Source organism: Parabacteroides bouchesdurhonensis, from assembly GCF_900186615.1.
GTDB lineage: Bacteria > Bacteroidota > Bacteroidia > Bacteroidales > Tannerellaceae > Parabacteroides > Parabacteroides bouchesdurhonensis.
This window is the reverse complement of record NZ_LT896588.1, coordinates 928,406-954,842: the sequence shown is the minus strand read 5'-3', so window position 1 is coordinate 954,842 and position 26,437 is coordinate 928,406. Positions and strand designations below refer to the sequence as shown.

Below are 26,437 nucleotides of genomic sequence, written 5' to 3'. Positions count from 1 at the left end.
ATTGATTGCCTGGATGCTATCGGTTCTCCTATTCTCATGCAGTACGGTGGTCGATAAGTCGGTCGTTTTCGATTACCATATCGGTGAAAACGGCAGTCCTGTGCTGTTTGAATTTCCGACTTATTCCTACCTTGCGACGGGTGAGGTAACCGGTAAATGCCTGAATCTGGATAAGCAGCCCGGCATGTGTGCCAAACTACCGATGACAGCTGACGGTATTGTGCGCCTGTCGAAAATAGAGGTCTATCCGGAATATCTCGAAGCATATATGAAATATGCAGTAGAAGTGGGCGAAGTTTCTCTGCGAACCGAACCTGGTGTGCTAACTATGTATGCCGTCTGTGAGAAAGAGAATCCGTGCAGGATAACCATCCTTGAAACTTACGCGAGCAGAGAAGCTTATGAATCACATATCGCATCGGAACATTTTCAAAAATATAAACAGGGAACGCTGCACATGGTCAAAGAGCTGACACTCTCCGATCAGCTGGAACTTAATCCTGCGAACCGAATCAATAACTTCATTCAATAAACAACTATTAATAATGGCTAAATCACTAATTTGCTTTTGGCTTTATTGTTGCGCAGCGTCATTAAAATCTTCCTTCCCTGTTAATTAATTCTAATTAATCTCCTTATAGTTGTTTGTTTTACGTATAAATCGTAGATTTGAAATATTATCGTAAAAGAATAATAATCATGGAGAAATTAACACATCAAGAAGAAGAAGCCATGCGCTGTATTTGGAAATTGGGGCCTTGCTTTGTGAAGGATGTTTTGGCATTGTATCCTGAACCGAAGCCTCCTTATACTACATTGGCTTCTATTATCAAGAATTTGGAACGGAAGAAATATGTGAAGAAAAAACAATACGGTAACACGTATGAATACACTCCGAAAATTGAACAGAGCGAATACAAGCGCGTGTTTATGAGCGGTGTGGTGGGTAACTATTTCAAAAACTCTTATAAGGAGATGGTATCTTTCTTCGCCAAAGAACAGAAGATTTCCAGGGACGACCTGAAAGATATTATCGATATGATTGAGAACGAAAAGGAATAAACCTTAAATACATCTTACATACCATGAATCTGGAATTTGCCTACTTTATGAAGGTGAATGTAGCGGTCATACTCTTTTACGCCTTCTATCGTTTGTTTTTTTATAAAGATACTTTCTTTAAGCTACGGAGAACTACTTTGTTGGCTTTCTTTGCTCTGGCTTTGTTGCATCCGTTGCTGAATATTCAAGAGTGGTTGAAGGATCAAGCTCCGATTGCAGACGTAATTTACTTGTATAATTCGGTTATACTGCCGGAAACTACTGTTAAGGCTTCCAATGTTGCCGTAGATTGGGGAAAGGTACTGTGTACGTGTGGATTGGGAATGTATGCAGTTGGCGTGTTTGTTTTATTAATCCGCTTTTTGGTACAACTGTCCAGTATATTATGGTTGGCTTATTCAAGTCCGAAGGTTAGGATTCATAATGTAGATGTAAGGCAGTTGGATAATAATGCCGGACCTTTCTCTTTCTTCCGCTGGATTTTTCTGTGTCCCGACAGCCTTTCGGAAAAAGAAACGGATGAGATACTGACGCATGAACGTACTCATGTTTTTCAATGGCATTCGATAGATGTTATGATAAGTGAGTTGATGGTGATTTTTTGTTGGGTAAATCCTTTTGTATGGCTCTTAAAAAGGGAAGTGCGCCATAATCTGGAATATCTGGCCGACAATAAAGTGATACAATCCGGTTACGATAGCAAAAGTTATCAGTATCATTTGTTGGGATTGGCGCATAGCCACCGGCAATCGTCAGACTTATATAACAGTTTTAATGTGTTGCATCTGAAGAATCGTATCAGCATGATGAACAAGCAACGTTCGCATGGTATAAATCGTACTAAATACGTGATGTTTATACCACTGGCCGGCATGCTTATGCTGCTGAGCAATATTGAAATGGTAGCACGTAATTTTTCTTTAGCTGAGATATTGAATAAAAGGGGCATGAATGAATCTTCTCCGCAGCTATACTCAAATATGGATGCATTACGACTGGTGAGCCGTATGGAAGAATTGTTTCCCGGACTGAATGAGAAAAAGATACCTACAGTACTTCCTCCTTTTGCTCTGGCAACTGAAAAAAATGAAAACAATGTGAACAATCAGGTTTTTACTGTGGTGGAAGAAATGCCAAGATTTCCCGGAGGAGATGCGGCTCTGTTGCAATATATAGGGAAAAGCATAAAATATCCGGTAGAAGCACAAGCAAGCGGGATGCAGGGACGCGTGATAGTTTCTTTTGTAGTAAATAAAGATGGTTCAATATGCGATGCGGAAGTTGTCCGCGGAATAGATCCGTTACTGGACAGAGAAGCAATGCGCGTAATCAACGCATTCCCCACCTGGAGACCGGGGCATCAACGCGGCCGTCCGGTGCGGGTTAAATATACAGTTCCTATAACCTTTAGATTATCATAATTATGAATCGGTTTGTATCTTTATTTGTTCTGCTTTGCGGATTCTTCCAGGCAGGACAAGCCCAGTCTTTGTCTTTACAGGAGCTGGTGAACAGAAAACAGTTTACTGCCGTAGTGGCGCATGCGGATAGTCTTACACCTGCCGACTCTGCCGATTTTGCGGTAATGTCTGCAATAGGACAAGCCTACGAGGGTTTGTTGAAATATAACCGGGCTTACACCTATTATAAGTATTGCTTTGACATGGATACTACAAATATTGATATGTTGAATGCATTGGCACGCACTGCCGTTAGTTTGGGAAGGGTAACAGATGCGAAACTTTATTATGGCAAAGTTTTGGCTAGTGACAGTACGAACTTTTATGCCAATTATCAGCTTGCCCGCTTGTACTATCAGTTGGGCGACTATGAGCAGGCGATAGATAAATATCATCAGTTGATGGATAATGACGGTGAGAGCTCTGCGTTGTATCGTAATGTGGCGGACTGTTATACACGAATGGAGAAATATCCCGCTGCAGCCATATGTTATTTCCAGGCATATAATCTGAATCGTGAAAATGCCGGTCTGGCAAGCGCTTTAATCAATACGATGTTGCGCTTGGGTGATCCGTATGTAAGTGAGGCATTGGCTATTTGTGATACGGCTTTATATTATAATCCGGAGAACCGCTTACTGCTGCAAAATAAAGCAATGACATTATATATGAATAAAAAATATGCCGATGCCGATACGTTATATGCCAACTTGCTTGCGGCAGGAGATTCTTCTTATTTCACGTTGAAATACGGAGGCGCTTCCCGTTATTATGCCGGCAGGTATATGGATGCGATAGGGCCTTTGGAGCTTGCCTATAGTAAAGATACTACTTCGGTGGAAGTGAATCTGCTGCTTGGTTCGTCACTGGGCAAAACCTATGATCGTAAAAGGGCATATGTTTTGTTGGATAAAGCAGAAGAAGGGTTAGCGCCCGATCCGTTACTCGCTACTAAGTTGCTTCTTTACCGGGGAGAAACGCTTCAAAAGGATAAACGGTATAAAGAAGCGGTACAATTGTATTATCGTTACTGGAAAGATAATCCGGATAAATTGGATATATTGTTTAAGATTGCCACTATGTATGTAAGTCTGGATGTAAAAGATTATCCGGGGCCGAAAGAACGTCAACAAGGATTGTTTATATTAGTACTTTATGTAAATAAGTATCTGGAAAGTGGAAAAGATGTCGTTGGGCTTTTCTTCTATCGAAAGGCGTTGCAATCTGTTTATGAAGATATGTTTTTCCGGAATGCAAATGAGGAAACAATGCTGTCTCCCGACGGAAAGAAATCTACGATTTCCATTTTCGATATTCGTGAACTGATAAATAAGATACCGGAAAATCCGGACGGTTTGCTTTAGGAAACATATTGTAGTCAAACAGACCTTGTAGATCTCGCGTAAAGCAGTTACATTTGTTGCAAAGATCGCGTAGATGAAGAAATGTCTTATCTTTTTGTTATTGATGCTTTTTGCTCTGCCGTCGATGGCGACGGAACGTAAAAAGGTAGGTCTGGTTTTAGGCGGCGGCGGTGCGAAAGGAGTATCTCATATTGGTGTTTTGAAGGTGCTGGAGGAAGCGGGTATTCCTGTTGACTATATAGCAGGCACCAGTATGGGCGCTATTGTTGGAGGATTGTATGCTATAGGATATGCTCCGGCGGAGATAGATAGCATGGTTAGCTCGCTTGACTGGCAGATGTTGCTGAGTGATAAAGTGAAACGAAGTAATTTGTCATTTCCGGAAAAGGAAAATGCCGAACGTTATATTATTTCCCTTCCTTTCGGAAAAGAAAAAAAAGGCCGTTATATAAGCGGCGTGATTAAAGGGCAAAACCTCCAGAATCTATTTTCAAACCTCACTATCGGTTATCATGATTCGGTCGATTTTAATTCATTTCATATTCCTTTTGCTTGTGTCGCTTTAGATATTGTGGATGGACATGAGCAGGTGTTTCACCGTGGCAGTTTGCCCACTGCTATGCGCGCCAGTATGGCGATACCGGCTGTGTTTACTCCGGTACGTTTAGATAGCATGGTGCTGGTGGACGGCGGGTTGCTGAATAATTATCCGGCGGACGTAGCGCGTAATATGGGGGCCGATATTATTATCGGAGTCGATTTAGGTACCAGCGATTTGAAAGATTTTAACGGCATTAATACGCCAAGTGACGTAGTAGGACAAATTGTCGGACTTTATGGCTTCGATAAATATAAGGCAAATAAAGATAGTACGGATATATTGATTCGCCCGAATACGGTACCGTATAACTCGGCAAGTTTTAGCCCGGCAGCGTTAGACACGTTAATAGATCGTGGAGAACAAGCCGCCCGGAAACAGTGGGATAAGCTGATGGCCCTGAAACAGGAAATAGGAATTACTGAAAAACCAAACTACCGGGCAAATACCAATACATATCCAGTGTCGCCATCCGATACTTTATACATCCGTCATATTCATTTTGAAGGAATTGATCCCCGGGATCAAAAATGGTTGACCGACATTACGCGCCTGAAAGAGAATAGTACGATTACTATACAGCAGTTGCAGCAGGCTATGGCCATATTGGTAGGTACGAACGCTTATTCTAATGTGAGTTATAAACTAACCGGAGAAAGACAAGACAATTTAGTATTTACAGTACAGGAGAAATCCATTAGCTCTATAAATGTCGGATTGCGTTTTGATACCGAAGAAATTGTGGCGGTGCTACTGAATGCAACTCTAGACTATCGGGCGCGTTATCATTCCAAGCTGGCTTTTACCGGGCGGGTTGGGAAAAAGTCTTATGCCAAACTGGATTATACAATAGAACGGAGTCCGCTCCGCCATTTTGATCTTGCTTATATGTTTACTTATCAGGATCTGGATATATATAACCGGGGCGAGAAAATATTTAATACATCATATCGGCATCATTGGGCGGAGTTTGGCTATACGGATGTGAACTGGTTGAACTTTAAATTCCAAGCCGGAGTGCGCTATGACTATTTTGATTACAATTCTTTTTTATACACAGGTGAAGATCAACGGTATGAAATCAGGCCGGAAGGTTTTATAAGTTATTTTGCTTTAGCCCATCTCGAAACGTTGGATCGTCAGTATTTCCCTTCCAAAGGCGTTTCATTAAAGGCGGATTATTCAATTTACACAAGTAATTTCGTTAATTATAAAGGACATACGCCCTTTTCTGCATTAGGATTACAGTTTCAGGCAGTATTGCCCGTCACTTCCCATTTTAGTTTGATTCCGTCGGTATATGGACGCGTTATGATTGGGCGCAATATTGCTTATCCTTTCAAAAATGTGGTGGGAGGTGAAGTTTCGGATCGTTATTTGGCTCAGCAACTTCCGTTTGCCGGCATCTCGCACATAGAGATATTCGATAACACCGTTACGTTTGCCCGTTTGCATTTCCGCCAACGGATTAGCCAGAACAACTATATTTCTTTAATAGCGAATTATGGGATAACCGACGATAACTTTTTCAATCTCTTTAAAGGACAACATATTTTTGGCGGCAGTCTGGGATATGCATATAATAGTTTTGCAGGTCCGTTAAGCGCAAATTTCAGTATGTCTAACCGGAATAATAATTTGCAATTCTATATGAGCTTGGGATATTATTTCTGATTTTCTCTTACATTTGTATTCGAGCCGTTTAGATTAGTCATGTAAAAGAATTAAGAATATGAATGCAGAGATATTACAGTTTCTGGAAGAACTCAAACTGAATAATAATCGGGTTTGGTTTCAAAACAATAAAGAACGTTATGACGTTTTGCGCCAGGGTTTCATTGATGAAGTGCAAATGCTGATAAACCAGATTGCATTGTTTGATCCCGAAGTGGCCGGAGTTGAAGCCAAAGAATGCCTTTTCCGTATTTACCGGGATATTCGCTTTTCTCCGGATAAAACTCCCTATAAGGCACATTTTGCGGCTTACATAGCTTTAGGTGGAAGGGCTAGCGAACGTGGTGGTTATTATATACATCTGGAACCGGGTAATTGTCTGTTGTCGGGAGGCGTTTGGTGTCCTCCGCCTGCGTTGCTTAAGAAATTGCGTCAGGATATATATGACCATATTGAAGAATTTACAGCTATCTTGGAAGAACCGGTATTTAAAAATACTTTTCCCGTACTGGAAGGCGAAATGCTGAAACGTATGCCTGTGGGTTATCCAATGGATTCTCCTTATGGATATATTTTGAAGCATAAAGATTTTAGTGTTGTTTCGGTGAAGCCGGATAGTTTTTTCAAGAGTAAAGATTGGTTGAATAAATCGGTGGAATGTTTTAAACTGCTATTGCCTTTTAATCGTTTCTTAAATTATACGGTAGATGAATATTTAGGACGTATTTAAAATATATTCTTATTAAAATATGATCGGGATGGTTTTACTAAATCATCCCGATCTTTTTTCTAAAACATCAGGATGGTCCGCTAAATGTTTTAGATTCGCTCTATATGTAAAATAAGTTCCTTTCGGAAGAAATTTGAATTTCTCTCGAGAGGAATTTTATTTTCTTCCGAATGGAACTTATTTTGAGAATTCTCATTACAACAGTGTTCTATGTGTAATTCGAAAAAAAATTATCGAAAAACGATAAAAATATTTGGTGGAATAAAAAATAATATATTCTTTTGCATATCGAAAAACGATAAATATTATATGTAAAACAAAATACTACACATTATGAAACAATTCTTCAAAACAGTATTTGCATCCACATTAGGTGTATTGATTGCATCAGGAATCCTTATGTTGGGTTCTGTCTTTATAATTTTAGGGATAGCTGCCAGTGCCGACAGTTCTGAATACAAGCCTGAAAAGAACACTGTATTTAAACTTACACTGAATGGTAATTTGGTAGATAAGGCGGTTAAAAATCCTTTTGCGGGATTGATGGGAGAAGCTGATGAACAGCTGGCAGTATCGGATATAATTAAAGCTATCCGCAGTGCGAAGACGAATGATAATATTAAAGGTATTTATATGGAGGCCGGTTCTATTAGCGGAGGATTCGCCGGTCTTGAAGCTATCCGCCGGGAACTGTTGGACTTTAAAGAAAGTGGTAAGTTTATTGTTTCTTATGGCGACAGTTATTCGCAAGGAAATTATTATCTCTGTAGCGTGGCCGACTCTGTATTTCTGAATCCACTGGGAGATGTCGGTCTTATAGGACTTGCATCACAGGGACTGTTCTTTACAGGACTGGCAGAGAAATTGGGCATTGAGCATTATATCTTTAAAGTGGGAACTTATAAAAGTGCCGTTGAACCGTATTTCCTGAAGAAATTCAGTGATGCTAACCGCGAACAACTTACTTCTTTTTTGAATAGCATCTGGGGAAATGTTACTTCTGCTATTACGGAAAGCCGTAATATCTCTCCTGCCAGGTTAAATGACTATTTGGATAAAGGATTGGCTTTGGGACAGGCGTCTAATGCTATTGAATATAATCTGGCCGATGGTCTTCGTTATCGTTATGAAGTAGAGAACTGTGTGAAAGAAATGGCTGGCCAGGACGTGAAAGAGAAACTGAAAACGGCTGATGTATCTAAAGCTGCTTCTATTAAGGTGAAAGAGAAAGATAGCAAAAATAAGATTGCCGTACTTTATGCTGAGGGTGAAATTAAGGATGAGGATGCTTCTTCTCCATTTGCTGCCAATGAGCAAATAATCTCCGAAGAAATGGCAAAGCAATTGCGTAAACTGAAAAATGACGATGATGTAAAAGCTGTAGTATTCCGTGTAAATTCTCCCGGAGGAAGCGCTTATATCTCTGAACAGATATGGAAGGAAGTGGTGGAACTGAAAGCCAAAAAGCCGATAGTGGTTTCTATGGGTAATTATGCGGCTTCCGGCGGATACTATATTTCATGTGCTGCCAATAAGATTGTGGCTGAACGTACAACTCTGACCGGTTCAATCGGTGTGTTCGGTGTGATCCGTAATTTTACCGGAACGTTTGAGAAAGTAGGTGTCACGACTGATATTGTAAAGACGAATACTTATGCCGATTTGGGCGACATGAGCCGTCCGATGCGTGAAGATGAAAAAGCATTGGTACAACGAAGTGTTGAGCATACTTATGATTTATTCCTGACTCGTTGTGCTGATGGTCGTGGAATTAGCAAAACGGCAATTGATTCAATTGGGCAGGGACGCGTATGGACCGGAGAACAAGCTCTGGAGAGAGGCTTGGTTGATCAGATTGGTGGCATGGATGTCGCCATTAAAGAGGCTGCAACATTAGCCGAATTGACTGATTATTCTGTGACGGTAGCTGATGGCCCGAAAGATTTCATTACTAAGTTCCTTGAGAAAAAGATGGATGAAGCGAAAGTTTCGATGGTTAAATCTATGTTGGGAGAAGAACAATTCAACTTGTTCATGTCTATTCAGAGAGCAAAAACGGAATCCGGCATTATTGCCCGTATGCCATTTGATATAAGCGGTTTGTAATAAATAAAGGCTGTGAATTATGAAAAAGCAATTGAATTTGATTTGTATATTGATATTCTTTTTTGTCGGATTGTCTTTAGTCCCGACTATCTATATGATGTGCAACGGTTTTGTGGATGGTTTTAAGGCAGGCGTATCGCAGACGGAAAAGGCACACGAACAAGGAGAAAACAGTATGGATATATTAAGTCCGGTGGCTCTCAATTTATGGCCTAAATCCTTAACTTCCGCTTCCGACAAAGTGTTTAACCAAAAGGATCAGAAATGGTATTCCTCCTCCCAAATAAAAACATTGGTTTGGGTGGACTCTAAGAAAATGGGATTGGTACGTTTTGGCGGTCTGCTGACCTTGATAGGCCTCTTTTTTATAGCAAAAGCAATTATCCAGTTTTATAAGTTGATCAATGCAATTAATCATGAGGTTATATTTGACTGGGCAAATGTACGCCGCCTGAATCTGATAGGACGCAATTTGTTGATTTCTTTTGTTGCAATGCAAGCCTATATGATTACCAATTATTGGATGGCGAGCCATTTGTTTGAACTGGAAGGTTATCAGCATAATTATTGGTGTGACTTTCAATCGATGGGTTTGATAATGGGTTTGATTGCCTTACTGGTTGCCCGTATTTTTGCGATTGGCTTGCAAATGAAGGAAGAACAGGAGCTAACGATTTAAAGATGAAAAAATGAGAAAGAGTAGTATAACAGTGTTGAGCATTTTGCTAACCGTTTGTTTTATGCTTTTTTTGCTGGATGGAATGTGGGGCGTTAGGGATGGCTGGAATAGTGCTTCTCTTGATCAGGAAGAAAAGTCGGAAGTAGAAATGCATCGCGTAGAAGTAAACTTGGAACCGCTTGTGAATTATAGTTTCCCGGATACTTTGCATTTGGTGTCAGGCAAACAAATTCCTTATGAATCAAGTACGGTTTCTATGAAACTTGAAGAATCCAATGCGTACACAATAGCATCAATGACGGTTGTGTTTATTTTAACTCCGTTGTTGCTTGCACTGATAATTTGGGGAGGCGTTTCTTTTATTCGCTTTATTTTGGATGTACAAAAAGGAAAGATATTTATTCCTCTGAATGTGCGTCGATTATGGGTAATCTGTTGGTTGCTGGTCGTTATTGCTGTACTGCAGAATGTAACATCTGGTCTGGATTATTTCTTGTTGGTAAAAGATAGCGGAATCACTGTTCCCGGCTATCGGATTGCTAATTTCCATTTCCAGCATGAAACTTTCTTTATTGCTTTGTTCTTTGCCCTTTTTGCGGAGATTTTTGCTCTGGGTGTCAAATTGAAAGAAGAACAAGAACTTACAATTTAAAAGAGGAGGAGATTTATGTCTATAATAGTAAACTTGGATGTGATGATGGCAAAACGGAAGATTTCTTTGGGTGAACTGGCTGATCGTATTGGTATTACACCTGCTAATCTTTCCATCTTGAAGACGGGAAAGGCAAAAGCTATTCGTTTCTCCACTCTCGAAGCAATATGTAAGGAATTGGACTGTCAACCTGCTGATATATTGGAATATAAATGTGATTAGTTATAAATTGTAAGTATTGAGGCGTTTGATGGAATCTGTTAATGGTTTGTATTTGTTAAATGTTTGATATTTGCTATCAATTTGTCAGATATTATTTGGTTGATTCCCAAAAAGTACTTTCATTTGCACGTCAATTTGATATTAACCTTATTAAAAATAATAATATGAAAGCATTAGTAATTAGTAAAAGTTTGATTGTTTTAGCTGTTACATTTATTTGCAGCTTGACTGTTAGTGCAGTGTCTCCACGTAATTATCTTTATGATACGAAAGAAGAGAATGGAAAAGTAATTTCAAAAGTTATTTTCTCTCAGGAAGACGGACTTTTGAATAAAGAAGTAAGATATGAATTCACTTATAATGACGCCGGCAAGGTGGCTGAAAAGAAAGCTTACCGCTGGAACAAAAATAGTGAAGAATGGGAACCTTATTATTTAATAACCTACAAGTATGATAATAACGGCGACATTAATACTGTATATGGTATGTGGAATAAGAAAAAGAAAGATTACAGTCTGAATGTACAATCCATGAGTATATCACAAAACAGTTACGATACAATTTTTTCATAATAGATTGATAAGTTATTCATAAACACACAACACGGCATAAATAGCAAAAGACGTGAGTCTTCGTTATTTGTGCCGTTTTTTTATTAGTCGGGTATATCGCCGGAGAGAAGAATTAAGCAATAACTTACGCTTCTATTCCTCTGTTCTTCAATATAACGGACATGTGATCCAATGCCCATCCGGCCAATGACTCAATATGGGGAATGAGGCTGTATCCTATTTCAGTTAAACGATACTCTACGCGTGGAGGCACTTCCGCATAAACTTTTCTTTCCACTAAACCATCTGTTTCTAATGTCCGGAGTGTTACAGTGAGCATACGTTGCGAAATATCATCAATTGTTTTATGAATGTCACTAAAGCGCATCGTTCCGTTTGCATTCAGAGTAATCAAGATAAGCATTGACCATTTGTCTCCCAATCTGCTTAACACATCGCGTATAGGGCAATTTCCTGTAGGATGAAAGTTTTTCATTTTTTAAGTTTTTGTATTCAGTTGAAATTCAATAATAGTTACTTCTATGTAAGTTCCTTATTATGAGGTTCGTTCTTGTTTTTGTGAACAAGTAGCCATATATTTGCGTTACAAAAGTAATAAACTTACGAAAAATAACTATTGTTTCATTTAATAATTAAAGTTATGGCAAAGAAAGTCGCAGTTTTAGCAGTAAATCCGGTAAATGGATTCGGTTTATTTCAGTATTTGGAAGCGTTTTTTGAGAATCATATTCCATACAAAGTGTATGCAGTAGCAGAGAATAAAGAAATCAAGACAAATTCAGGAATCACTTTGTTTGCTGATGATGTAATTGCCAATTTAAAAGGGCATGAGGATGAGTATGACGCTTTGGTGTTTGCCTGTGGTGATGCTGTTCCTGTATTTAAGGATAATGCCGGAAAGCAATACAATCTTGATTTGATGGAAGTGATCAAAGCATTTGGTGAAAAAGGCAAGTTAATGATCGGCCATTGCGCTGCCGCTATGATGTTTGATTTTACAGGTATCACAAAAGGAAAGAATTTGGCTGTTCATCCGCTTGCAAAGCCAGCTATACAGAATGGAAAGGCAACAGATGAAAAGTCTGAAATAGATGGTAATTTCTATACTGCGCAAAGTGAAAATACGGTGTGGACAATGATGCCGCAAGTAATAGAGGCGCTTAAATAAACAGGTATTAAGGAGAAATAGCACAAGCAAACAGGTTTTCCAACCTTGTTGCTTGTGCTATTGACTAATTTATTTAACCTTTTCAGTAAAGACTATTTAATAATCTTTTCCAAGTCTTTCAAGTTGTTTGCTACTTCTTCGTCGGTGACTTCATAATTGCCTAAATCACCAGCCAGATATTGGTCATAAGCAGCCATGTCGATTAGTCCGTGGCCGGATAGATTGAACAGTATCGTGCGGGACTTGCCTTCTTGCTTGGCTTGCTCGGCTTCGCGAATAGCAACTGCAATGGCATGGGAAGACTCCGGAGCCGGAATAATGCCTTCTGCCTGAGCGAACATCGTTGCAGCTTTAAATGTATCTAACTGTTTGACATCTGCCGCATTCATTAGGCCGTCTTTCATCAGCTGGCTGACAATAGATCCTGCTCCATGATAACGTAAACCGCCTGCGTGAATGTTTGCCGGAGCAAAATTATGTCCTAATGTAAACATCGGGATAAGCGGAGTGTAACCGGCTTCATCTCCAAAATCGTATTGGAACTGCCCGCGTGTCAGTTTCGGACAGGATGCCGGCTCTGCGGCAATAACACGGATATTTTTGCCTTCTGTCAACTTATGACGCAGGAATGGGAAAGTAATTCCCGAAAAATTAGAACCGCCGCCAAAACAGCCGATAACTACATCCGGATATTCTCCCGCCATTTCCATTTGTTTCTCGGCTTCAAGGCCAATAACCGTTTGGTGCAACATAACATGATTTAGTACGCTTCCCAGTGTGTATTTACAGTTGGGTGTTTGCATGGCCAGTTCTACAGCTTCGGAGATTGCCGTACCCAGACTTCCTTGATAGTTCGGATGATCGGTTAATATTTTGCGGCCGGCTTTCGTACTCATGCTGGGTGAAGCGATTACCTGTGCGCCGAATGTTTGCATAATGGAGCGACGGTATGGTTTTTGGTGATAACTAACCTTTACCATATATACAGCCAGTTCCAGACCGAATGCTTTTGCCGCATATGAGAGTGCTGCGCCCCATTGGCCTGCGCCTGTTTCGGTGGTGATATTTGTTACACCTTCCTTTTTACAATAATAGGCTTGTGCAATGGCTGAATTCAGTTTATGCGATCCAATCGGACTAACGCTTTCATTCTTAAAATAAATATGTGCGGGAGTATCTAACATCTTTTCCAATCCGTAAGCACGGACTAATGGAGTAGGACGCCATACTTTATATAATTCGCGAACTTCTTCCGGTATTTCAATCCACGTATCTGTTGTATTCATTTCCTGGTGAGAAACACCTTTGGAAAATAAAGGATACAGATCTTCTTCCTTCAATGGTTGTTTGGTTTGCGGATTTAAAATAGGAAGAGGTTTGTTTTTCATGTCGGCAACGATGTTATACCATGCAGTCGGTATATCTTTTTCTTGCAGTAAAAATTTCTTAGTACTCATAATTCTATATGTAGTTTACATTATTAATCATATTGGGCCAAAAACCTTACAACTTGGAAGCAAAGGAACAAATAATATTTCATTCTTCAAATTGAATAAACAAAAATATATATCTTTGTGCCCTGATTCTGATAAAAATAGCAAACTGAAAAGCAATGAAACGGCTAATACTTGTACTGATTACAGTATCAATATTTTTATTTTCTGTATCGGCACAACGAAAAAACTTTACGTATAAATTCTATGGCTTCGTACGAGGTGATTTATTTTATAACACCCGTGCAAATATGGCTCCGGTAGATGGAAACTTTTATCTGTATCCATTGGATGTTAAACCGGATGCGGATGGAAAAGATCTGAATGCCGTTCCCAATGGCAGTTTTTATACCTTTACTACTCGTCTGGGCATAGATGTAACAGGACCGGATATCGGCAAAGCGCGTACTTCTGCCAAAGTTGAAACAGACTTTGGCGGGTTCTCAGGTAATACTACGGTGCTTCGTGTTCGACAGGCTTATGTTGCATTAGATTGGGGAAAGAGCAATGTGACTATCGGACAAACATGGCATCCTTTGTTCGGGGCTGTGTTTCCTGATATATTGAATTTGTCTACCGGAGCGCCTTTCCAACCTTTTAACCGGAGTCCTCAGTTACGTTATCAGTATCGTACGAATGGTTGGAATTTAACAGCTTCCGCTTTATGGCAATTGCAATATCTTTCAAGTGGACCGAATGGGATGAGTGAAGACTATATAAAGAATAGCTGTGTGCCCGAGTTTTATATAGGAGCCGATTATTCGGCTAACAACTGGTTGCTGGGAGCCGGTGGACATTTGATTTCGTTGAAGCCGCGTACATCTGCAGAGTGGCAGGGCAAGACCTATAAAGTAAACGAGCGAATGACTGCATTATCTTATGAGGCTCATCTTAAATATACCGGAAAAAACTATACTTTTGCAGCCAAAAGCCTGATGGCTTCCTGCCTGGATCATACTGCTCTGATAGGCGGATATGGAATAAGCGCGATAAATCCGGCGAATGGGGAACAGGAATATACTCCTTTCCGTCATTCCACCACGTGGGTTAATTTTACGTATGGACAGAAATGGAAACCAGCGTTGTTTCTTGGCTACACAAAGAATATGGGCACAAATAAATCGCTAGTTACACCAACTACTGTTTACGGCATGGGATTGGATATTGACCAGTTGCTGTCTGCGAATATTAATCTGTCTTATAATTTACCGCATTGGCAGATCGGATTGGAATATTCGGCGTCTGTTGCCTGGTATGGTACGATTGATTCCGGATCGGGCAAAGTAAAAGATACGCATTCTGTCACTAATCATCGTATCTTGGGGTTAGTGATGTATTATTTTTAGAATGATAATGATTTAATGATGATGAGACATTATTTGCTTCTTTTTCTCGGATTTTTTGTTTTTACGGCAATATATGCGCAAAAGAAAGACTTTACATATAAGTTCTATGGGCAGGTGAGGGGAGATTTGTTCTATAACTCCCGTGCAAATGCAGAAATTGTAGACGGCCTGTTTCATTTATATCCGAAGGATATTGCTCCTGACGCTGATGGAAAAGATTTGAATGCAACGGCTAACGGTAGTTTTTATCTGCTATATTCCCGGTTGGGAATTGATATTACAGGGCCTGATATTGGTAAAGCAGCTACCTCTGTGAAGATAGAAGGCGATTTTCGAGGCGCAGGCAGTAATTGGGCGGTATTGCGTGTTCGCCATGCTTATGTGAATCTGGATTGGGGGAAATCTTCGGTACTGATTGGTCAGACATGGCATCCTTTGTTCGGTGAAGTTTTTCCTCAGATGCTGAATCTTTCTACCGGAGCACCTTTCCAGCCATTTAATCGTAGTCCGTTATTGCGTTATCGTTATAAGAATGGAAATTGGCAACTTACCGGAGCTGCGGTGTGGCAATTGCAATATTTGTCTGCCGGCCCGAATGGAAAGAGTGAGGAATATATCAAGAACAGTTGTGTACCTGAATTCTATGCCGGTGTAGATTATAAGAAACCCGGCTGGATGGTAGGTGCCGGAGTGGAGCTTCTGTCATTGGTTCCTCGTACTCAGAACGAAATAAATGGTAAGATTTATAAGGTGAGCGAACGCGTGACTTCCCTCTCGGCAGAAGCCCATGTGAAATATCAGAATGATAATTGGCTGGTTATGGCAAAAACGTTGTTGGCATCCAACCTGACTCAGACGTGTATGTTAGGAGGATATGGCGTTACTTCGGTAGATCCTCGTACCGGAGAACAAGAGTATGCACCCTATCGTCATTCTATGACCTGGCTGAATATTGTTTACGGTAAAAAATGGAAACCGGGACTTTTTCTGGGATATTTGAAAAATATGGGAGCCGGGGAGTCTTTGGTTGGTAAGACGTACGGTGTAGGTTTGGATGTAGATCAGGTTTTTACTGCAAACATACAAATGTCATATAATCTTCCGCATTGGAAGATAGGAATTGAATATAGTCCGTCTTTAGCTTGGTATGGAGACGTGGATATGCAGGATGGAGGAAAGATATATAATACTCACTCCGTCACTAACCATCGTCTGTTAGGAGTTTGTATTTTCATGTTCTAAGGAATAATTTATTTAACAATCTTTGCATAACAGGCCGAATAACCGGCTTGTTTGTTAATTATTGTCTTTTATTTTCATCCTGCAGAGGACGGTTTTTAAAAGAGCTGACCTTTGATATGAAAAGTCCCGTCTTAACATTTCAAAAGTCAGCTCTTTTGAAATGTTAAGACGGGACTTTTAAGTTCAAAAGATATATCCTTTAAATAGATAGATTGATATGTTTTTTTAATTAAACTCTTCAACCTTTCAGTTTTGATGTTAAACGATTGATTATTATAGTAATATCCCTGAATGTTGATCCGTTCTATTTATAAAAAAGAACCGCACCGGAAATGAAATTTCTCGGTACGGTCTTTCCCTTGTATGCTAATCCTGTCTAATTACATAGTTTATTCACTCCATCCCGGGTTCTGTACCAGATTAGGATTCAAATCCATTTCTTTCTGAGGAATCGGCCATAAGTAGTAGTTGTCAGGGAAACCTCTCTGGCGGATTTTTACACCTGTAAATTCGGTCATCCAAACACCGTCTACTACATCTTTAGCTATTTTCCATCTGCGAATGTCTGAATATCTTTGTCCTTCACCGCAAAGTTCTACCATTCTTTCATGATATATTCTTTCACGCATTTGACTTTGGCTCAATCCGGCAGGAAGTTCCTTTACGCCGGCTCTTTTACGAACGGTATTTACTGCGTCATATACAGACTGGTCGGCTCCGACTGCTTCGTTTTGAGCTTCTGCATACATCAGCATAACGTCGGCTAAACGAATAAGTGGGAAGTTCAGAGGCATATTGTCTTGTAATGTATATACGGAACCTGTTTCTACAAACTTTCTCCATGAATAGCTACCGTTTGCCCAAACCGGAACAAGAGCATTAGGGTCTGTTTTGTCTACAGGGAATTTGTATAGAAGAGTTCCTGATTTACCTTCAAATTCAGACCAGGGAACTATTATTGCTTTATGTAAACGGGGATCTCTGTTTTCAAATAATTTTCTAACAGAAGCTTCATCATTCCAGTCTTCCGGATTGTTCGGATCGAAAGTTGTTCCTTGTGCATTTTTATAATTCTTGAAGTCGAAAGGAGTACCGTCAATCATTTCGAAAGCATTTACCAGTTCCGGAGTAGGACGGGTACGTTGTGAACCGCTTGTTGCTCCTCCTGCATTACCGTAGTTACGGTCTGTGGCTATTCCATGACCGGATTCGGCTACATATTGAACGTCGAAAATCACTTCACTGTTATTGTTTCCTGCTACACGGAATAATGTATGATAGTCATCCACTAATTTCCGGTCGCTGTTCTCCATAAGTTCTTTGAAGTCGGCAGCTGCTTTCGCATATTGCTTAGCCCATAAATGTGCTTTACCTCTCATAGCCAGAGCAGCCCACTTTGTAGCGCGTCCTTTATCTGACTGTCCATAACTTTCAGGCAATAGAGAGATGGCATCAGTCATGTCTTTCACGATAAATTCATATACTTCCTGTTCACTGTTACGAGGTTCGTATGCTTCGTCAATGTTCATCGGATAGTCATAAAGAGGCACTCCTCCGAAATAATCCCATAATTTGAAGTAGAAGTAACCGCGGAAGAATTTAGCTTCTCCTAATGTGCGGTTTTTCATTGTCTCGTTCATCTCAATACCCGGTATCTGCTTGATAGCCGTGTTTGCACGATAGATACCTTTATAGAATATACCCCATGAGGTTTCGTAGAATACGGCATTGGTAGGGAAATTACCGGTAGTTAATCCGGTGGCCCATGATTGGTACGCAATATCTGTGAAGTCGTCCATCATGCCATATATTACGATACTGTTCGTAAATTCACGGTTGGTATTATATAATGAGTTCACACCCATTATTGCATCTTCCTGCGATTTCCAGAAGTCACCTTCCGACAGCCCGACCAATGAGTTCCTGTCCAGAAAATCACTACAAGAGGACAGGAAGAATACAGATGCTATGATTGATGTTATTATCTTTTTCATATCTTATTCATTTAAAAAGTTACGTTTAAACCAACTACCCATTGCTTCATTAACGGATAAGCTATGCCTGTGTTTTCAGGGTTGTATCCGTCGAAACTTGTAAAGGTAAAGTAATTCTCAAGGTTTGTATATACTCTCAGTCTGTCAACCAGGAAGGTGGATGTCAGTCTTCTTGGTAGAGTATATCCAATTTGTATGGACTTGATTCTGAAATAAGAAGTGTTGTATAACCAATAATCGCTATATACTGTGTTCAGTGCTGAACCTGATGTTTGCAAACGTGGATATGCGGTTGATTTGTTTTCCGGAGTCCAATGGTTCAATACATTTTCTCTTATAAGGAAGCCTTCGTTGATATTGAACGTGTTAAATCCGTCATTACCCCAATAGCCTTTTACGTTACCTATGCCTTGTCCTACAATGTTGAAATCGAAATCCTTGTAAGCAGCACTGATGCTGATACCATAGGTTAGTTTAGGAAGTGCCGAATAGTCTTTAACTACACGGTCGTCCAAATTGAAGACTTTGTCGTCATTCGTATTCTTATATAAGAAATCACCGGGTTTGGGTGTACTGCCTATATCGCTACCAAATGTGTATCCATCGGCCAGTAACTGGTCTATTTCAGCCTGGTCTTGTATGATATGATCTACTTCAAGTACATAGAAGCTGTTGTACGGTTTGCCTTCCATGATGATATTTGCTTTATCAATGGATTTGTCGCCATTGAATTTGGTTACCTCATTCTTTATAGTAGACAGGTTACCGCTGATGCTGTATGAGAAATCTTTTCCTACGTTTCCGTGGTATGTAGCTTGTAATTCCACACCTTTATTAGTCATTTCTGCTATATTCTGCCAAGGTGGTTGGAAGTTACCCATTGTCAATGGAATAGGAATACGTGTCAGGATGTCGCTGGTTTTTTTGCTGTAATATTCAGCACTAACAGATAGTCTGTTGTTTAATAGAACCAAGTCTAAACCAATATTGGTGATTGCTGTTGTTTCCCATTTGATCTTGCTGTTAGCCAAATCTTTCGGTGCTACACCTTGTTGAAGTTGTCCGCCAAAGGGATATAGTTGTGAACCATACACAATTTGGTAGGCATAGTCTCCGATTCTGTTGTTACCTAGCTTACCCCATGAACCTCTGATCTTGATGTCATCAAAAACAGTTTTCAGAGATTGTGCAAAAGACTCTTCGCTAAGTCTCCAACCTGCAGAGAATGACGGGAAGAATCCCCATCTGTTATCTCTCGAAAATCTGGAAGAACCATCATAACGGGCGTTGATATCCAATAGATATTTTCCTTTGTAATCGTAATTAATACGTCCGAAATAAGAGCGAAGGGCATCATCCGTTCCCGATCCTGTTATAGCTTCGTTTTCAACACCGGCATCCATGATGTATATGGCATCATTTCCGAGTATATCGCTTTTCTTTGCATCGAATTTATCCATGCGGTTATATTGCTGGTCGAAACCAACTAACACGGCAAAGTTATGCTCTTTATTCAGTGAATAGTTGAAACGTAAAAGGGTATTCAGTATGGTTGAATAATCTCTTCTTGTTCCATTCATTAATTTATCTATGTTGGATTTGGGCTGATATTCATAGCCTGATTGGAAATCCCATAAAGAGTAGGGGTTTGTATATTCCCAATTATATCTGTTGTCATAGTTAAAGCCAAAGCTGCTTTCCCATTCAAAGAATTTCAGGAACTTCACCTTGCCATAGAACTTCAGTCCTAACTTTTGCCGTTGGTAATTGCCTCGTATGTTATCAACATAAGCTCTCGGGTTGCTTACTTCTACCATGTCTTTAAACATTGTTCCACCGTAGCGTCCGTCTTCATATTGAGGAATAACTCCAGGAGTTGTACCTCTGATATAGCTGAAAAACGTATTTGTATCAATAGGTTTGGTGTCTTTCCATGAACCAAACACGTTTGCTCCCATATCCAACCAACTGTTTACCTTGGAATCTACATTTAAGCGGAATGAATACTTTTTAGAACCTGAGTTATCAATAATTCCCTGATTGTCCAGGTAACCAAGAGATAATGAATAATTCATTTTCTCACTACCTCCTCTTACAGTCAGATTATGTTCCGTTAAAATAGAGGTCTTTAGCATTTCATCGTACCAATCGGTGTTCGGATATAGTGGATTACCCGCTGCAGATTCTTTTCTCCATTGGTCAATCGTGCTGCTCGGATATTTCTCAAAGCCTTCTGCCTCATTTACCAGGCTCATGTGAGTAGCCATGTCGCTTATGAAGTCGATGTCTTTCGCAGCACTTTGCCAACCTACGTAACCATTATAAGAAACACTGGTTTTGCCTTCTTTTCCTCTTTTGGTAGTAACCAGAATAACACCGTTTGCTGCTCTGGAACCGTAAATAGCAGAAGATGATGCGTCCTTAAGTACAGACACGCTTTCCACATCGTTTGGATTAACATCGTTCAGTGCTCCGGGTACACCATCAATAATAACTAAAGGTGAAGCGTCGTTCATTGTTCCTTTACCTCTTACCAGAATACTAACTTCTTCTGATCCGGGTTGTGCTGATGTTTGAGAGATGTTCAAACCTGCACTTAATCCTGTTAAAGCGGAAGACAGATTCATTGTAGGACGACTGGTTATTGATTCGTCGAATCTGACAGCTGATACGGCGCCGGTCAAATTTTGTTTTTTCATTGTACCGTATCCAACAACCACAACGTCGTCAATCATTTGTGAATTTTCGATCAGCACAATGTTGTAATTGCTTTTTGAATCTACTTTGATTTCCTGAGGGTGGTAACCTAAATAAGTAATAACGATTATTGAACCGGGATCGGCCATCAAAGAAAAGTTTCCGTCAATATCTGTTATAGTTCCATTAGTGGTTCCTTTTACAGCAACGCTTGCTCCTGTAAGAGGTGTTCCGTACTCATCCTTGACACTTCCTTGCAGTTTTTTCTGTTGTGTCGGAGAGGATGATAATATTCCAATCACACTGCTTTGCGCTGTTTCATTATTAGTCGCAAAAACAGGAACGCTGGATGCCTCCAACATTGCCGAGCAAACAAATGCTCCTAGAATAAGATTCTTGCAGTTTTTCATATTGTCATACAATTATAAATAATTAGATTACGGTTTTATTGATATCGTTAATATCGACAGATTAGATAATGTATAAAACATTATTTTTCAGGAATACATTTGTTTATTTTTTACTCATATTAATTATATTATGTTTATTCTTTTTTAACTATCAATAGATTCTGTAAAACATTTGTAATGTTTGTGACACATCATTGTATTGACAAAAATATTGATTATTCAACCTTAATAATGCTATAATCAAGCCAAATAAACCTCATATTACGTCATTTTTAACTTCGATTGTCTTAGGTGAAAATTTGTGATAATTAAATAGATATGGGATTATTTGCCGAATTCATAAGATCTGCCCGGAGTAATAGTATATTTCCCTTTTCCACTTTTGAAGAAGATCGTGTTTTTTCCTACTTTTACTTTGAAATTTAAATTAATTTTATTCTTCTCGTCTTGTATATTCCAAAATCCGGGTTTCAGATCAGCAATTAAAATTTGAAATTCAGAATCCTGATCAACGGTTAATGTAAATGGTTTCTGTATTTGTTCATAACCGGAACTCATACATACTATCCGATCTTGCAGACGAATGATATATTTACCGTCCTTCTCCGAAAAATCTACAGGTAGAGGTTTTGTGTCATCTGCTGTCATTTGGAAAACTGTAAGAAAACGATTCTGCTTTTTATTTTCCTTCGGATATGCAACTACCTGGTAACCTCCTGCTTCAGGACGTGTCGATTTTATTTGATATTGAGGTCCTAATACAGTTGATGAATCTTTTAAACTGGAAATTTCAATTTCTCTGTTCTCAGGTAACGGAAGTAACATATTAATATAAGTATTACCTGTAAATCCATTACTACCGTTATGCAACACAATGTTCGAACCGGAGCGAACAGGTTCATTGAATGTATTTATTTTCCAGTATTTTTCGAAGTTTTCTTTCGAAGTGATCATATCATCTGCTAATATTACCGCAGCCGGAATATCTTCCCGGTTTAAATTAAGAAAACAGAAACTGCGGGTATAGTTACTTACTTTGCTGTAATAAGCAGCAGTAAGGTCTGCTTTGAAATAACTGTACGATGGCTTCTGAGTATTTTCTTCAAAATCAGTGGATAACACTGTGCCATAATCAAACCAAGGATCGTTCTGTACTTCATAAGGGGTTCTTGGAGTTTTTTGGTTAAACCTGCTTCCTCCGTCATTCATATTTGTTCTGGGTGCCAGTTTCTCATCAGGATCTTTAACTAACATCATATTATGAGATACCGATCTTTTATAGAAGTTAAAATCATACGGAGTACCGTAAGCCATATATACTCCCAGATTGACAATTTGTGGCCCGCGATAGTAAATTTGGAATGATCCGGCATTAGCATGCTGGTGATTTCCGAAGTGGTAACCGCCGCCTCTGATTTCAGCAACGACATCGTTGCTTGTTTTGTCCATGTTCCAACCGGTTCTTGCAATCATACTGCCAAGCACCGGACCGAAATCTATAGATTGCGGAAGAGAATCCAAACAAGTATCCGGTTTTAAATCAGGATTGTTTAGCAATAAGAAAAGAACAGGATTGTCTATCGCTCTTTTAAATCCGCCACGACGTTCAAACTCTCCTTTTGTAACAGGATCGTTAGCGTACGCATAGTCTAGCAATAATGTTTCCGGAAAGGCTACATGAGTAGCTCCGAATTTGTCTCCGTCATAAAATCTTAATCCATCGGGAAGACGCATGTATAACCAGTATTTTCGTAAGTCGGCAATATTATCGTTAAATATGCGAACTCCTGTCATCCTGTAAAACAACCATGCCGCATGCATTTCCCAGCCATGCCTATATGCTCCGTAATCAAATCCTTGATTATGACGGGGAGATTGGTATTCAAATGCTCTCATTGGCAGTAGTTTCTCTAGGAGCAGATAGGAAATATAGCGATAAGGTTCGGGGTCTTTATCGTATATGGCAATACTCATTGTCAGAAAATCCCGGTTAACCTGGGCTTCATTTGCATGTCCGTTTACGACATTCTCTTTGAAAGGAGGCCATCCTATTTCCATTTCCGGAGCTAAACGCATCATATTGTCGTATAAGACCTGCTTGTCATTTTCGCTTAGAAGATTATAGCACCAGTCGTAAGTAATAGCTGCCGTATATATTGATTTCCCGATTTCTCTTGTAATATCTCCATATCTGACATTACCGAACTCAAGAACAGATAAATAGTTTGTCATCAGACGGACAACTTCGTTCCCAACAGTGCGGTCACCTGTCATGAGATAATAAAATGCTTTGATAATTGCTATGTCTTCCAGTTTGTCCTGATGGAATATTTCCTTTCGTATATCAAATTTGAATGGATATGGCTCTTTGGCTTTTTTTTCTACTTCCTGCCATAAAGGAAGGTTCTCTCCTTTTGTCAGTCTTGCTTTTATTTCGGATAAATTATCCTTGTTAACCCATAAGCGAGGTCTGTCTACCGAAGGGGTGACAGCGGGAACATAATTGGCTGCTTCTGTCGGTACCTCAAATGGAATGTATTTTTCTATCCTGATTGCCTGGAAAGAAATTCCCTCCGGTAACCAGATTTTAAGTTCCTGTTCTGGTTTCAGATTGAATATGCCAAGGTTGTGTCCTGTATATTCATGAAGATTAGAAACAATACGTCTGGTTACACGTTGATTATCTATCTGGAGTTTTGCCAAACGCGTTTCTACTTTCATTCCGGATTTGATTTCTTCATGTCTTACGACATCTGCAAATAGATTGTATTGCCCGTTTTCCGGAACGGTTATTTTGTATATTATATCAGGATCGGTTTCGGTATCATTGCTGACTCTTTCATTTACTCCTTCTTTCAGAGTCAATAATTTCACTTTAGAGGACGTTTTCTGTATTATTTTTGTGGTTTTCTTATTACTCTTAGCATTCTCAACAGTTAATGTTACGCTATATTTTTCGTTATTCGCAGCTCTCTTCTGCAAAGAATAATTCTTTGCAGATAGAGCTGGAACTGATAACGTGAATATCAGTGAAACAAAAAAAAACAATATGTGGTTTTTACATTTATTCATTGTTTACTGTAATTTTCAGCTTTATTCTTTATCTTATTTTTTTACAGAATTGGTGATCTTTACATTTATATTCCCCGGATCAGTCTGAACATCCTTGCCTTTTGGATTAAGTTGTGTAATCTTGTTGAAATGGGAGTTGTATACAGGAGCAAGGAATTCCAGTGCTATATCTGCTTTGTAAGAACGAATATCATTCATGAAGATATTGTATATGTTTCCCGGTTTAAAGCCTTGTCCATACTGTCCGTTTCCGTAGATACGTACTACTTTCCTTTTTCCTCCTTTTGGTCCGTCACTTATATTGGAGCAATAGATATTGTAAATTTTAGGTTGCGAAGGCAACAGAATCATTACGTGATGTACTCCCGATGCCTCAATATTACGACAGGTAATGTCATGTATGTCGCCTCCGTAAGAATAATCCGAATATCTTACAGGAAGAAGAGGGAATACGTATTTATTGTTACTCCACCGTGTTTCGTCAAAAGCTGCCAGGATGATTGTATCGTCAGATGTTTCACCTGTGATATTTTCGATTACTATATCGGAACCACCTTGAATAATACTTACTCCATCTCCGTTTTTAACTGTAGTATGCAGGTCTATATTATTAACATGGCCGTTTTTACATCCATTTGTCAATACAATCCCCCAACTATGAGTCTTTTGAACTTTTAATCCGGATATTTCAAAACCATCTACATAAGAAAACAGTATTGTGAAGTTTCTCCAACCCCAGTAATCGCCCAGCCACTTTTCTTTTACTTTGGTTTTAGGATTTATACCTTCATAGAAATTTTCCGCACCTTCGATTATTGCTCCGTTCATCCCTATAATTTTGATGTTTTGGGCAGGCAATAACTGTTTGGCATAACCATTGGGATCTTTATCGTCTATATCCAAATTTCCGGAACGGATGATATTGTCAAATACCTGATCGGCCAGTTTTATCTTGCATCCGTCAACAATCATTTTCGTGTTGGATGGTAAAGCTATAGCTTCCGATATAAGATAGATAGGCGAATCCTTGAACAGAATAGTACCACCATTACATTCTTTTATGAAATCCAGAGCGTTGGAGATTTGTTCCGATATGTTTTCCCCTTCAAAATCTTCAGGTTTAACGATAACGGAACAATCGTTATTTTCAACGCTCTGCAATTCTCCAGCACATAATATAGTAGACTGAAACACAATGATCAGGAAGGCAAATAATATTTGTCTCATTTTCTATCCGTATTTACTTTTGTTTCTTGCTGAAAGCGCAACGAATTAACCAATAAATTATCCGAAGAGCCAGTGTTAGGAAATAGAATCCAATACTTAAAGAAAGTACCCAAAGCAGTTGTGTGAATAGTTCTTTCCATTCAGTATCGAATACGATAATAGAAATTATATTCAGCAAGAAAGCAAGTACAAAACAAACACCCCATATCAATATTTCGGTGCGTTGCCTTTTCGTCGTTATTGTAATATTAATGTCTTTCATAATTATGCATCAAATGAATAAGGTATTTTGTATTCTTCGGGGAATTCAATCACAGCTCTTTCTTCCATTGCCTTGTTGCCAAGTAATGCCAGAACGGATGAATAATAGGCTTCCTCTACCAGATTCTGAATAGGTTCTCCGGTAATTACGGATGAGCAATAAGCCGATACAAGGCCTAATGAACCATCGTCAACAGTTGCTCCGGTAGTGTTGGAACCGTCATGTGTCTGGATATGATCCATAATAGGTTCACCCTTTACGGAAGAAGCAGTTTCAGGAACCCAGCTAGGACCGGCAAAAGAGATATTATCAAATACCTTATGTTCAATTTGATTGATCAATTGCTGTATGCCCGGTGCGGGTTTCGGGTTTTCCATATACAATAATCCCTGTGCCAGCTCAAGAGT

Annotated in this window: 20 protein-coding genes and 2 pseudogenes; 14 read left to right on the top strand and 8 right to left on the bottom strand. The window is 39.4% G+C overall.

What is annotated here, in order from left to right:
- Positions 1-94: 94 nt before the first annotated feature.
- From C1721_RS04160 to C1721_RS04110, 11 genes and pseudogenes are all read left to right on the top strand, one after another.
- Positions 95-532 (top strand): annotated as a pseudogene (locus C1721_RS04160) (putative quinol monooxygenase); the annotation flags it as partial.
- 167 nt (positions 533-699) lie between these two features.
- Complete coding sequence (locus tag C1721_RS04155) at positions 700-1,062, top strand: BlaI/MecI/CopY family transcriptional regulator (protein WP_102407282.1); 363 nt, start codon at positions 700-702, stop codon at positions 1,060-1,062.
- A gap of 23 nt (positions 1,063-1,085) precedes the next feature.
- Positions 1,086-2,483, top strand: coding sequence for a M56 family metallopeptidase (locus tag C1721_RS04150; RefSeq protein ID WP_102407281.1), 1,398 nt, complete (start codon positions 1,086-1,088; stop codon positions 2,481-2,483).
- A 2-nt stretch (positions 2,484-2,485) separates the two neighbouring features.
- Entirely contained in the window at positions 2,486-3,886 is a 1,401-nt protein-coding gene (locus tag C1721_RS04145; protein ID WP_234347296.1) for a tetratricopeptide repeat protein, read from the top strand.
- 73 nt (positions 3,887-3,959) lie between these two features.
- Positions 3,960-6,158, top strand: coding sequence for a patatin-like phospholipase family protein (locus tag C1721_RS04140; protein ID WP_102407280.1), 2,199 nt, complete (start codon positions 3,960-3,962; stop codon positions 6,156-6,158).
- Between the two features lie 58 nt (positions 6,159-6,216).
- Positions 6,217-6,888 (top strand): DUF2461 domain-containing protein, encoded by a 672-nt coding sequence (locus C1721_RS04135; RefSeq protein ID WP_102407279.1) that lies wholly within the window; start codon positions 6,217-6,219, stop codon positions 6,886-6,888.
- Positions 6,889-7,221: 333 nt separating this feature from the next.
- The gene (gene sppA / locus C1721_RS04130) at positions 7,222-8,994 is read left to right on the top strand and encodes a signal peptide peptidase SppA (protein WP_102407278.1); all 1,773 of its coding nucleotides are present in this window, start codon (positions 7,222-7,224) and stop codon (positions 8,992-8,994) included.
- A 19-nt stretch (positions 8,995-9,013) separates the two neighbouring features.
- Positions 9,014-9,673, top strand: coding sequence for a DUF2975 domain-containing protein (locus C1721_RS04125; RefSeq protein ID WP_102407277.1), 660 nt, complete (start codon positions 9,014-9,016; stop codon positions 9,671-9,673).
- Between the two features lie 10 nt (positions 9,674-9,683).
- Complete coding sequence (locus tag C1721_RS04120; protein WP_102407276.1) at positions 9,684-10,325, top strand: DUF2975 domain-containing protein; 642 nt, start codon at positions 9,684-9,686, stop codon at positions 10,323-10,325.
- Positions 10,326-10,340: 15 nt separating this feature from the next.
- Positions 10,341-10,547 (top strand): helix-turn-helix domain-containing protein, encoded by a 207-nt coding sequence (locus C1721_RS04115; RefSeq protein ID WP_102407275.1) that lies wholly within the window; start codon positions 10,341-10,343, stop codon positions 10,545-10,547.
- Between the two features lie 164 nt (positions 10,548-10,711).
- Positions 10,712-11,119 carry a DUF3836 domain-containing protein gene (locus C1721_RS04110; protein WP_102409229.1) on the top strand — a complete coding sequence of 136 codons (408 nt, stop codon included), beginning with the start codon at positions 10,712-10,714 and terminating at the stop codon, positions 11,117-11,119.
- A 124-nt stretch (positions 11,120-11,243) separates the two neighbouring features.
- Here the strand turns inward: C1721_RS04110 and C1721_RS04105 are convergent, their stop codons facing one another.
- Positions 11,244-11,594, bottom strand: a complete 351-nt coding sequence (locus tag C1721_RS04105) for a winged helix-turn-helix transcriptional regulator (RefSeq protein ID WP_102407274.1) — start codon at positions 11,592-11,594, stop codon at positions 11,244-11,246.
- A 165-nt stretch (positions 11,595-11,759) separates the two neighbouring features.
- On the opposite strand from C1721_RS04105, the gene C1721_RS04100 reads away from it, so the two are divergent.
- On the top strand, positions 11,760-12,287 hold the full coding sequence (locus tag C1721_RS04100; RefSeq protein WP_102407273.1) for a DJ-1/PfpI family protein: 528 nt from the start codon (positions 11,760-11,762) through the stop codon (positions 12,285-12,287).
- Between the two features lie 92 nt (positions 12,288-12,379).
- Here C1721_RS04100 and C1721_RS04095 read toward each other — a convergent pair whose 3' ends face one another.
- Complete coding sequence (locus C1721_RS04095) at positions 12,380-13,744, bottom strand: TrpB-like pyridoxal phosphate-dependent enzyme (protein WP_102407272.1); 1,365 nt, start codon at positions 13,742-13,744, stop codon at positions 12,380-12,382.
- Positions 13,745-13,899: 155 nt separating this feature from the next.
- On the opposite strand from C1721_RS04095, the gene C1721_RS04090 reads away from it, so the two are divergent.
- On the top strand, positions 13,900-15,126 hold the full coding sequence (locus tag C1721_RS04090) for a DcaP family trimeric outer membrane transporter (RefSeq protein WP_102407271.1): 1,227 nt from the start codon (positions 13,900-13,902) through the stop codon (positions 15,124-15,126).
- A 21-nt stretch (positions 15,127-15,147) separates the two neighbouring features.
- Positions 15,148-16,368 carry a DcaP family trimeric outer membrane transporter gene (locus tag C1721_RS04085; RefSeq protein WP_102409228.1) on the top strand — a complete coding sequence of 407 codons (1,221 nt, stop codon included), beginning with the start codon at positions 15,148-15,150 and terminating at the stop codon, positions 16,366-16,368.
- A 389-nt stretch (positions 16,369-16,757) separates the two neighbouring features.
- On the opposite strand, the gene C1721_RS04080 is transcribed toward C1721_RS04085, so the two are convergent.
- The 6 genes and pseudogenes from C1721_RS04080 to C1721_RS04055 all read right to left on the bottom strand — a co-directional run.
- Positions 16,758-18,362, bottom strand: coding sequence for a RagB/SusD family nutrient uptake outer membrane protein (locus tag C1721_RS04080; protein ID WP_102407270.1), 1,605 nt, complete (start codon positions 18,360-18,362; stop codon positions 16,758-16,760).
- Positions 18,363-18,373: 11 nt separating this feature from the next.
- Positions 18,374-21,469: a SusC/RagA family TonB-linked outer membrane protein gene (locus C1721_RS04075; protein WP_102407269.1), complete on the bottom strand. Its 3,096-nt coding sequence runs from the start codon at positions 21,467-21,469 to the stop codon at positions 18,374-18,376.
- Positions 21,470-21,793: 324 nt separating this feature from the next.
- Positions 21,794-24,343, bottom strand: a complete 2,550-nt coding sequence (locus tag C1721_RS04070; RefSeq protein ID WP_159063530.1) for a hypothetical protein — start codon at positions 24,341-24,343, stop codon at positions 21,794-21,796.
- A gap of 231 nt (positions 24,344-24,574) precedes the next feature.
- Positions 24,575-25,768 (bottom strand): glycoside hydrolase family protein, encoded by a 1,194-nt coding sequence (locus tag C1721_RS04065; RefSeq protein WP_102407267.1) that lies wholly within the window; start codon positions 25,766-25,768, stop codon positions 24,575-24,577.
- Between the two features lie 13 nt (positions 25,769-25,781).
- Entirely contained in the window at positions 25,782-26,030 is a 249-nt protein-coding gene (locus C1721_RS04060; RefSeq protein ID WP_102407266.1) for a hypothetical protein, read from the bottom strand.
- Positions 26,031-26,032: 2 nt separating this feature from the next.
- A pseudogene (locus C1721_RS04055) lies at positions 26,033-26,437 on the bottom strand (gfo/Idh/MocA family oxidoreductase); the annotation flags it as partial.

Excerpts from the sequence above, each read along its gene's own strand:
- C1721_RS04155 (WP_102407282.1), top strand. The coding sequence starts at position 700 with ATGGAGAAATTAACACATCAAGAAGAAGAAGCCATGCGCTGTATTTGG.
- C1721_RS04150 (WP_102407281.1), top strand. The coding sequence starts at position 1,086 with ATGAATCTGGAATTTGCCTACTTTATGAAGGTGAATGTAGCGGTCATA.
- C1721_RS04145 (WP_234347296.1), top strand. The coding sequence starts at position 2,486 with ATGAATCGGTTTGTATCTTTATTTGTTCTGCTTTGCGGATTCTTCCAG.
- C1721_RS04140 (WP_102407280.1), top strand. The coding sequence starts at position 3,960 with ATGAAGAAATGTCTTATCTTTTTGTTATTGATGCTTTTTGCTCTGCCG.
- C1721_RS04135 (WP_102407279.1), top strand. The coding sequence starts at position 6,217 with ATGAATGCAGAGATATTACAGTTTCTGGAAGAACTCAAACTGAATAAT.
- sppA (WP_102407278.1), top strand. The coding sequence starts at position 7,222 with ATGAAACAATTCTTCAAAACAGTATTTGCATCCACATTAGGTGTATTG.
- C1721_RS04125 (WP_102407277.1), top strand. The coding sequence starts at position 9,014 with ATGAAAAAGCAATTGAATTTGATTTGTATATTGATATTCTTTTTTGTC.
- C1721_RS04120 (WP_102407276.1), top strand. The coding sequence starts at position 9,684 with ATGAGAAAGAGTAGTATAACAGTGTTGAGCATTTTGCTAACCGTTTGT.
- C1721_RS04115 (WP_102407275.1), top strand. The coding sequence starts at position 10,341 with ATGTCTATAATAGTAAACTTGGATGTGATGATGGCAAAACGGAAGATT.
- C1721_RS04110 (WP_102409229.1), top strand. The coding sequence starts at position 10,712 with ATGAAAGCATTAGTAATTAGTAAAAGTTTGATTGTTTTAGCTGTTACA.
- C1721_RS04105 (WP_102407274.1), bottom strand. The coding sequence starts at position 11,594 with ATGAAAAACTTTCATCCTACAGGAAATTGCCCTATACGCGATGTGTTA.
- C1721_RS04100 (WP_102407273.1), top strand. The coding sequence starts at position 11,760 with ATGGCAAAGAAAGTCGCAGTTTTAGCAGTAAATCCGGTAAATGGATTC.
- C1721_RS04095 (WP_102407272.1), bottom strand. The coding sequence starts at position 13,744 with ATGAGTACTAAGAAATTTTTACTGCAAGAAAAAGATATACCGACTGCA.
- C1721_RS04090 (WP_102407271.1), top strand. The coding sequence starts at position 13,900 with ATGAAACGGCTAATACTTGTACTGATTACAGTATCAATATTTTTATTT.
- C1721_RS04085 (WP_102409228.1), top strand. The coding sequence starts at position 15,148 with ATGAGACATTATTTGCTTCTTTTTCTCGGATTTTTTGTTTTTACGGCA.
- C1721_RS04080 (WP_102407270.1), bottom strand. The coding sequence starts at position 18,362 with ATGAAAAAGATAATAACATCAATCATAGCATCTGTATTCTTCCTGTCC.
- C1721_RS04075 (WP_102407269.1), bottom strand. The coding sequence starts at position 21,469 with ATGAAAAACTGCAAGAATCTTATTCTAGGAGCATTTGTTTGCTCGGCA.
- C1721_RS04065 (WP_102407267.1), bottom strand. The coding sequence starts at position 25,768 with ATGAGACAAATATTATTTGCCTTCCTGATCATTGTGTTTCAGTCTACT.
- C1721_RS04060 (WP_102407266.1), bottom strand. The coding sequence starts at position 26,030 with ATGAAAGACATTAATATTACAATAACGACGAAAAGGCAACGCACCGAA.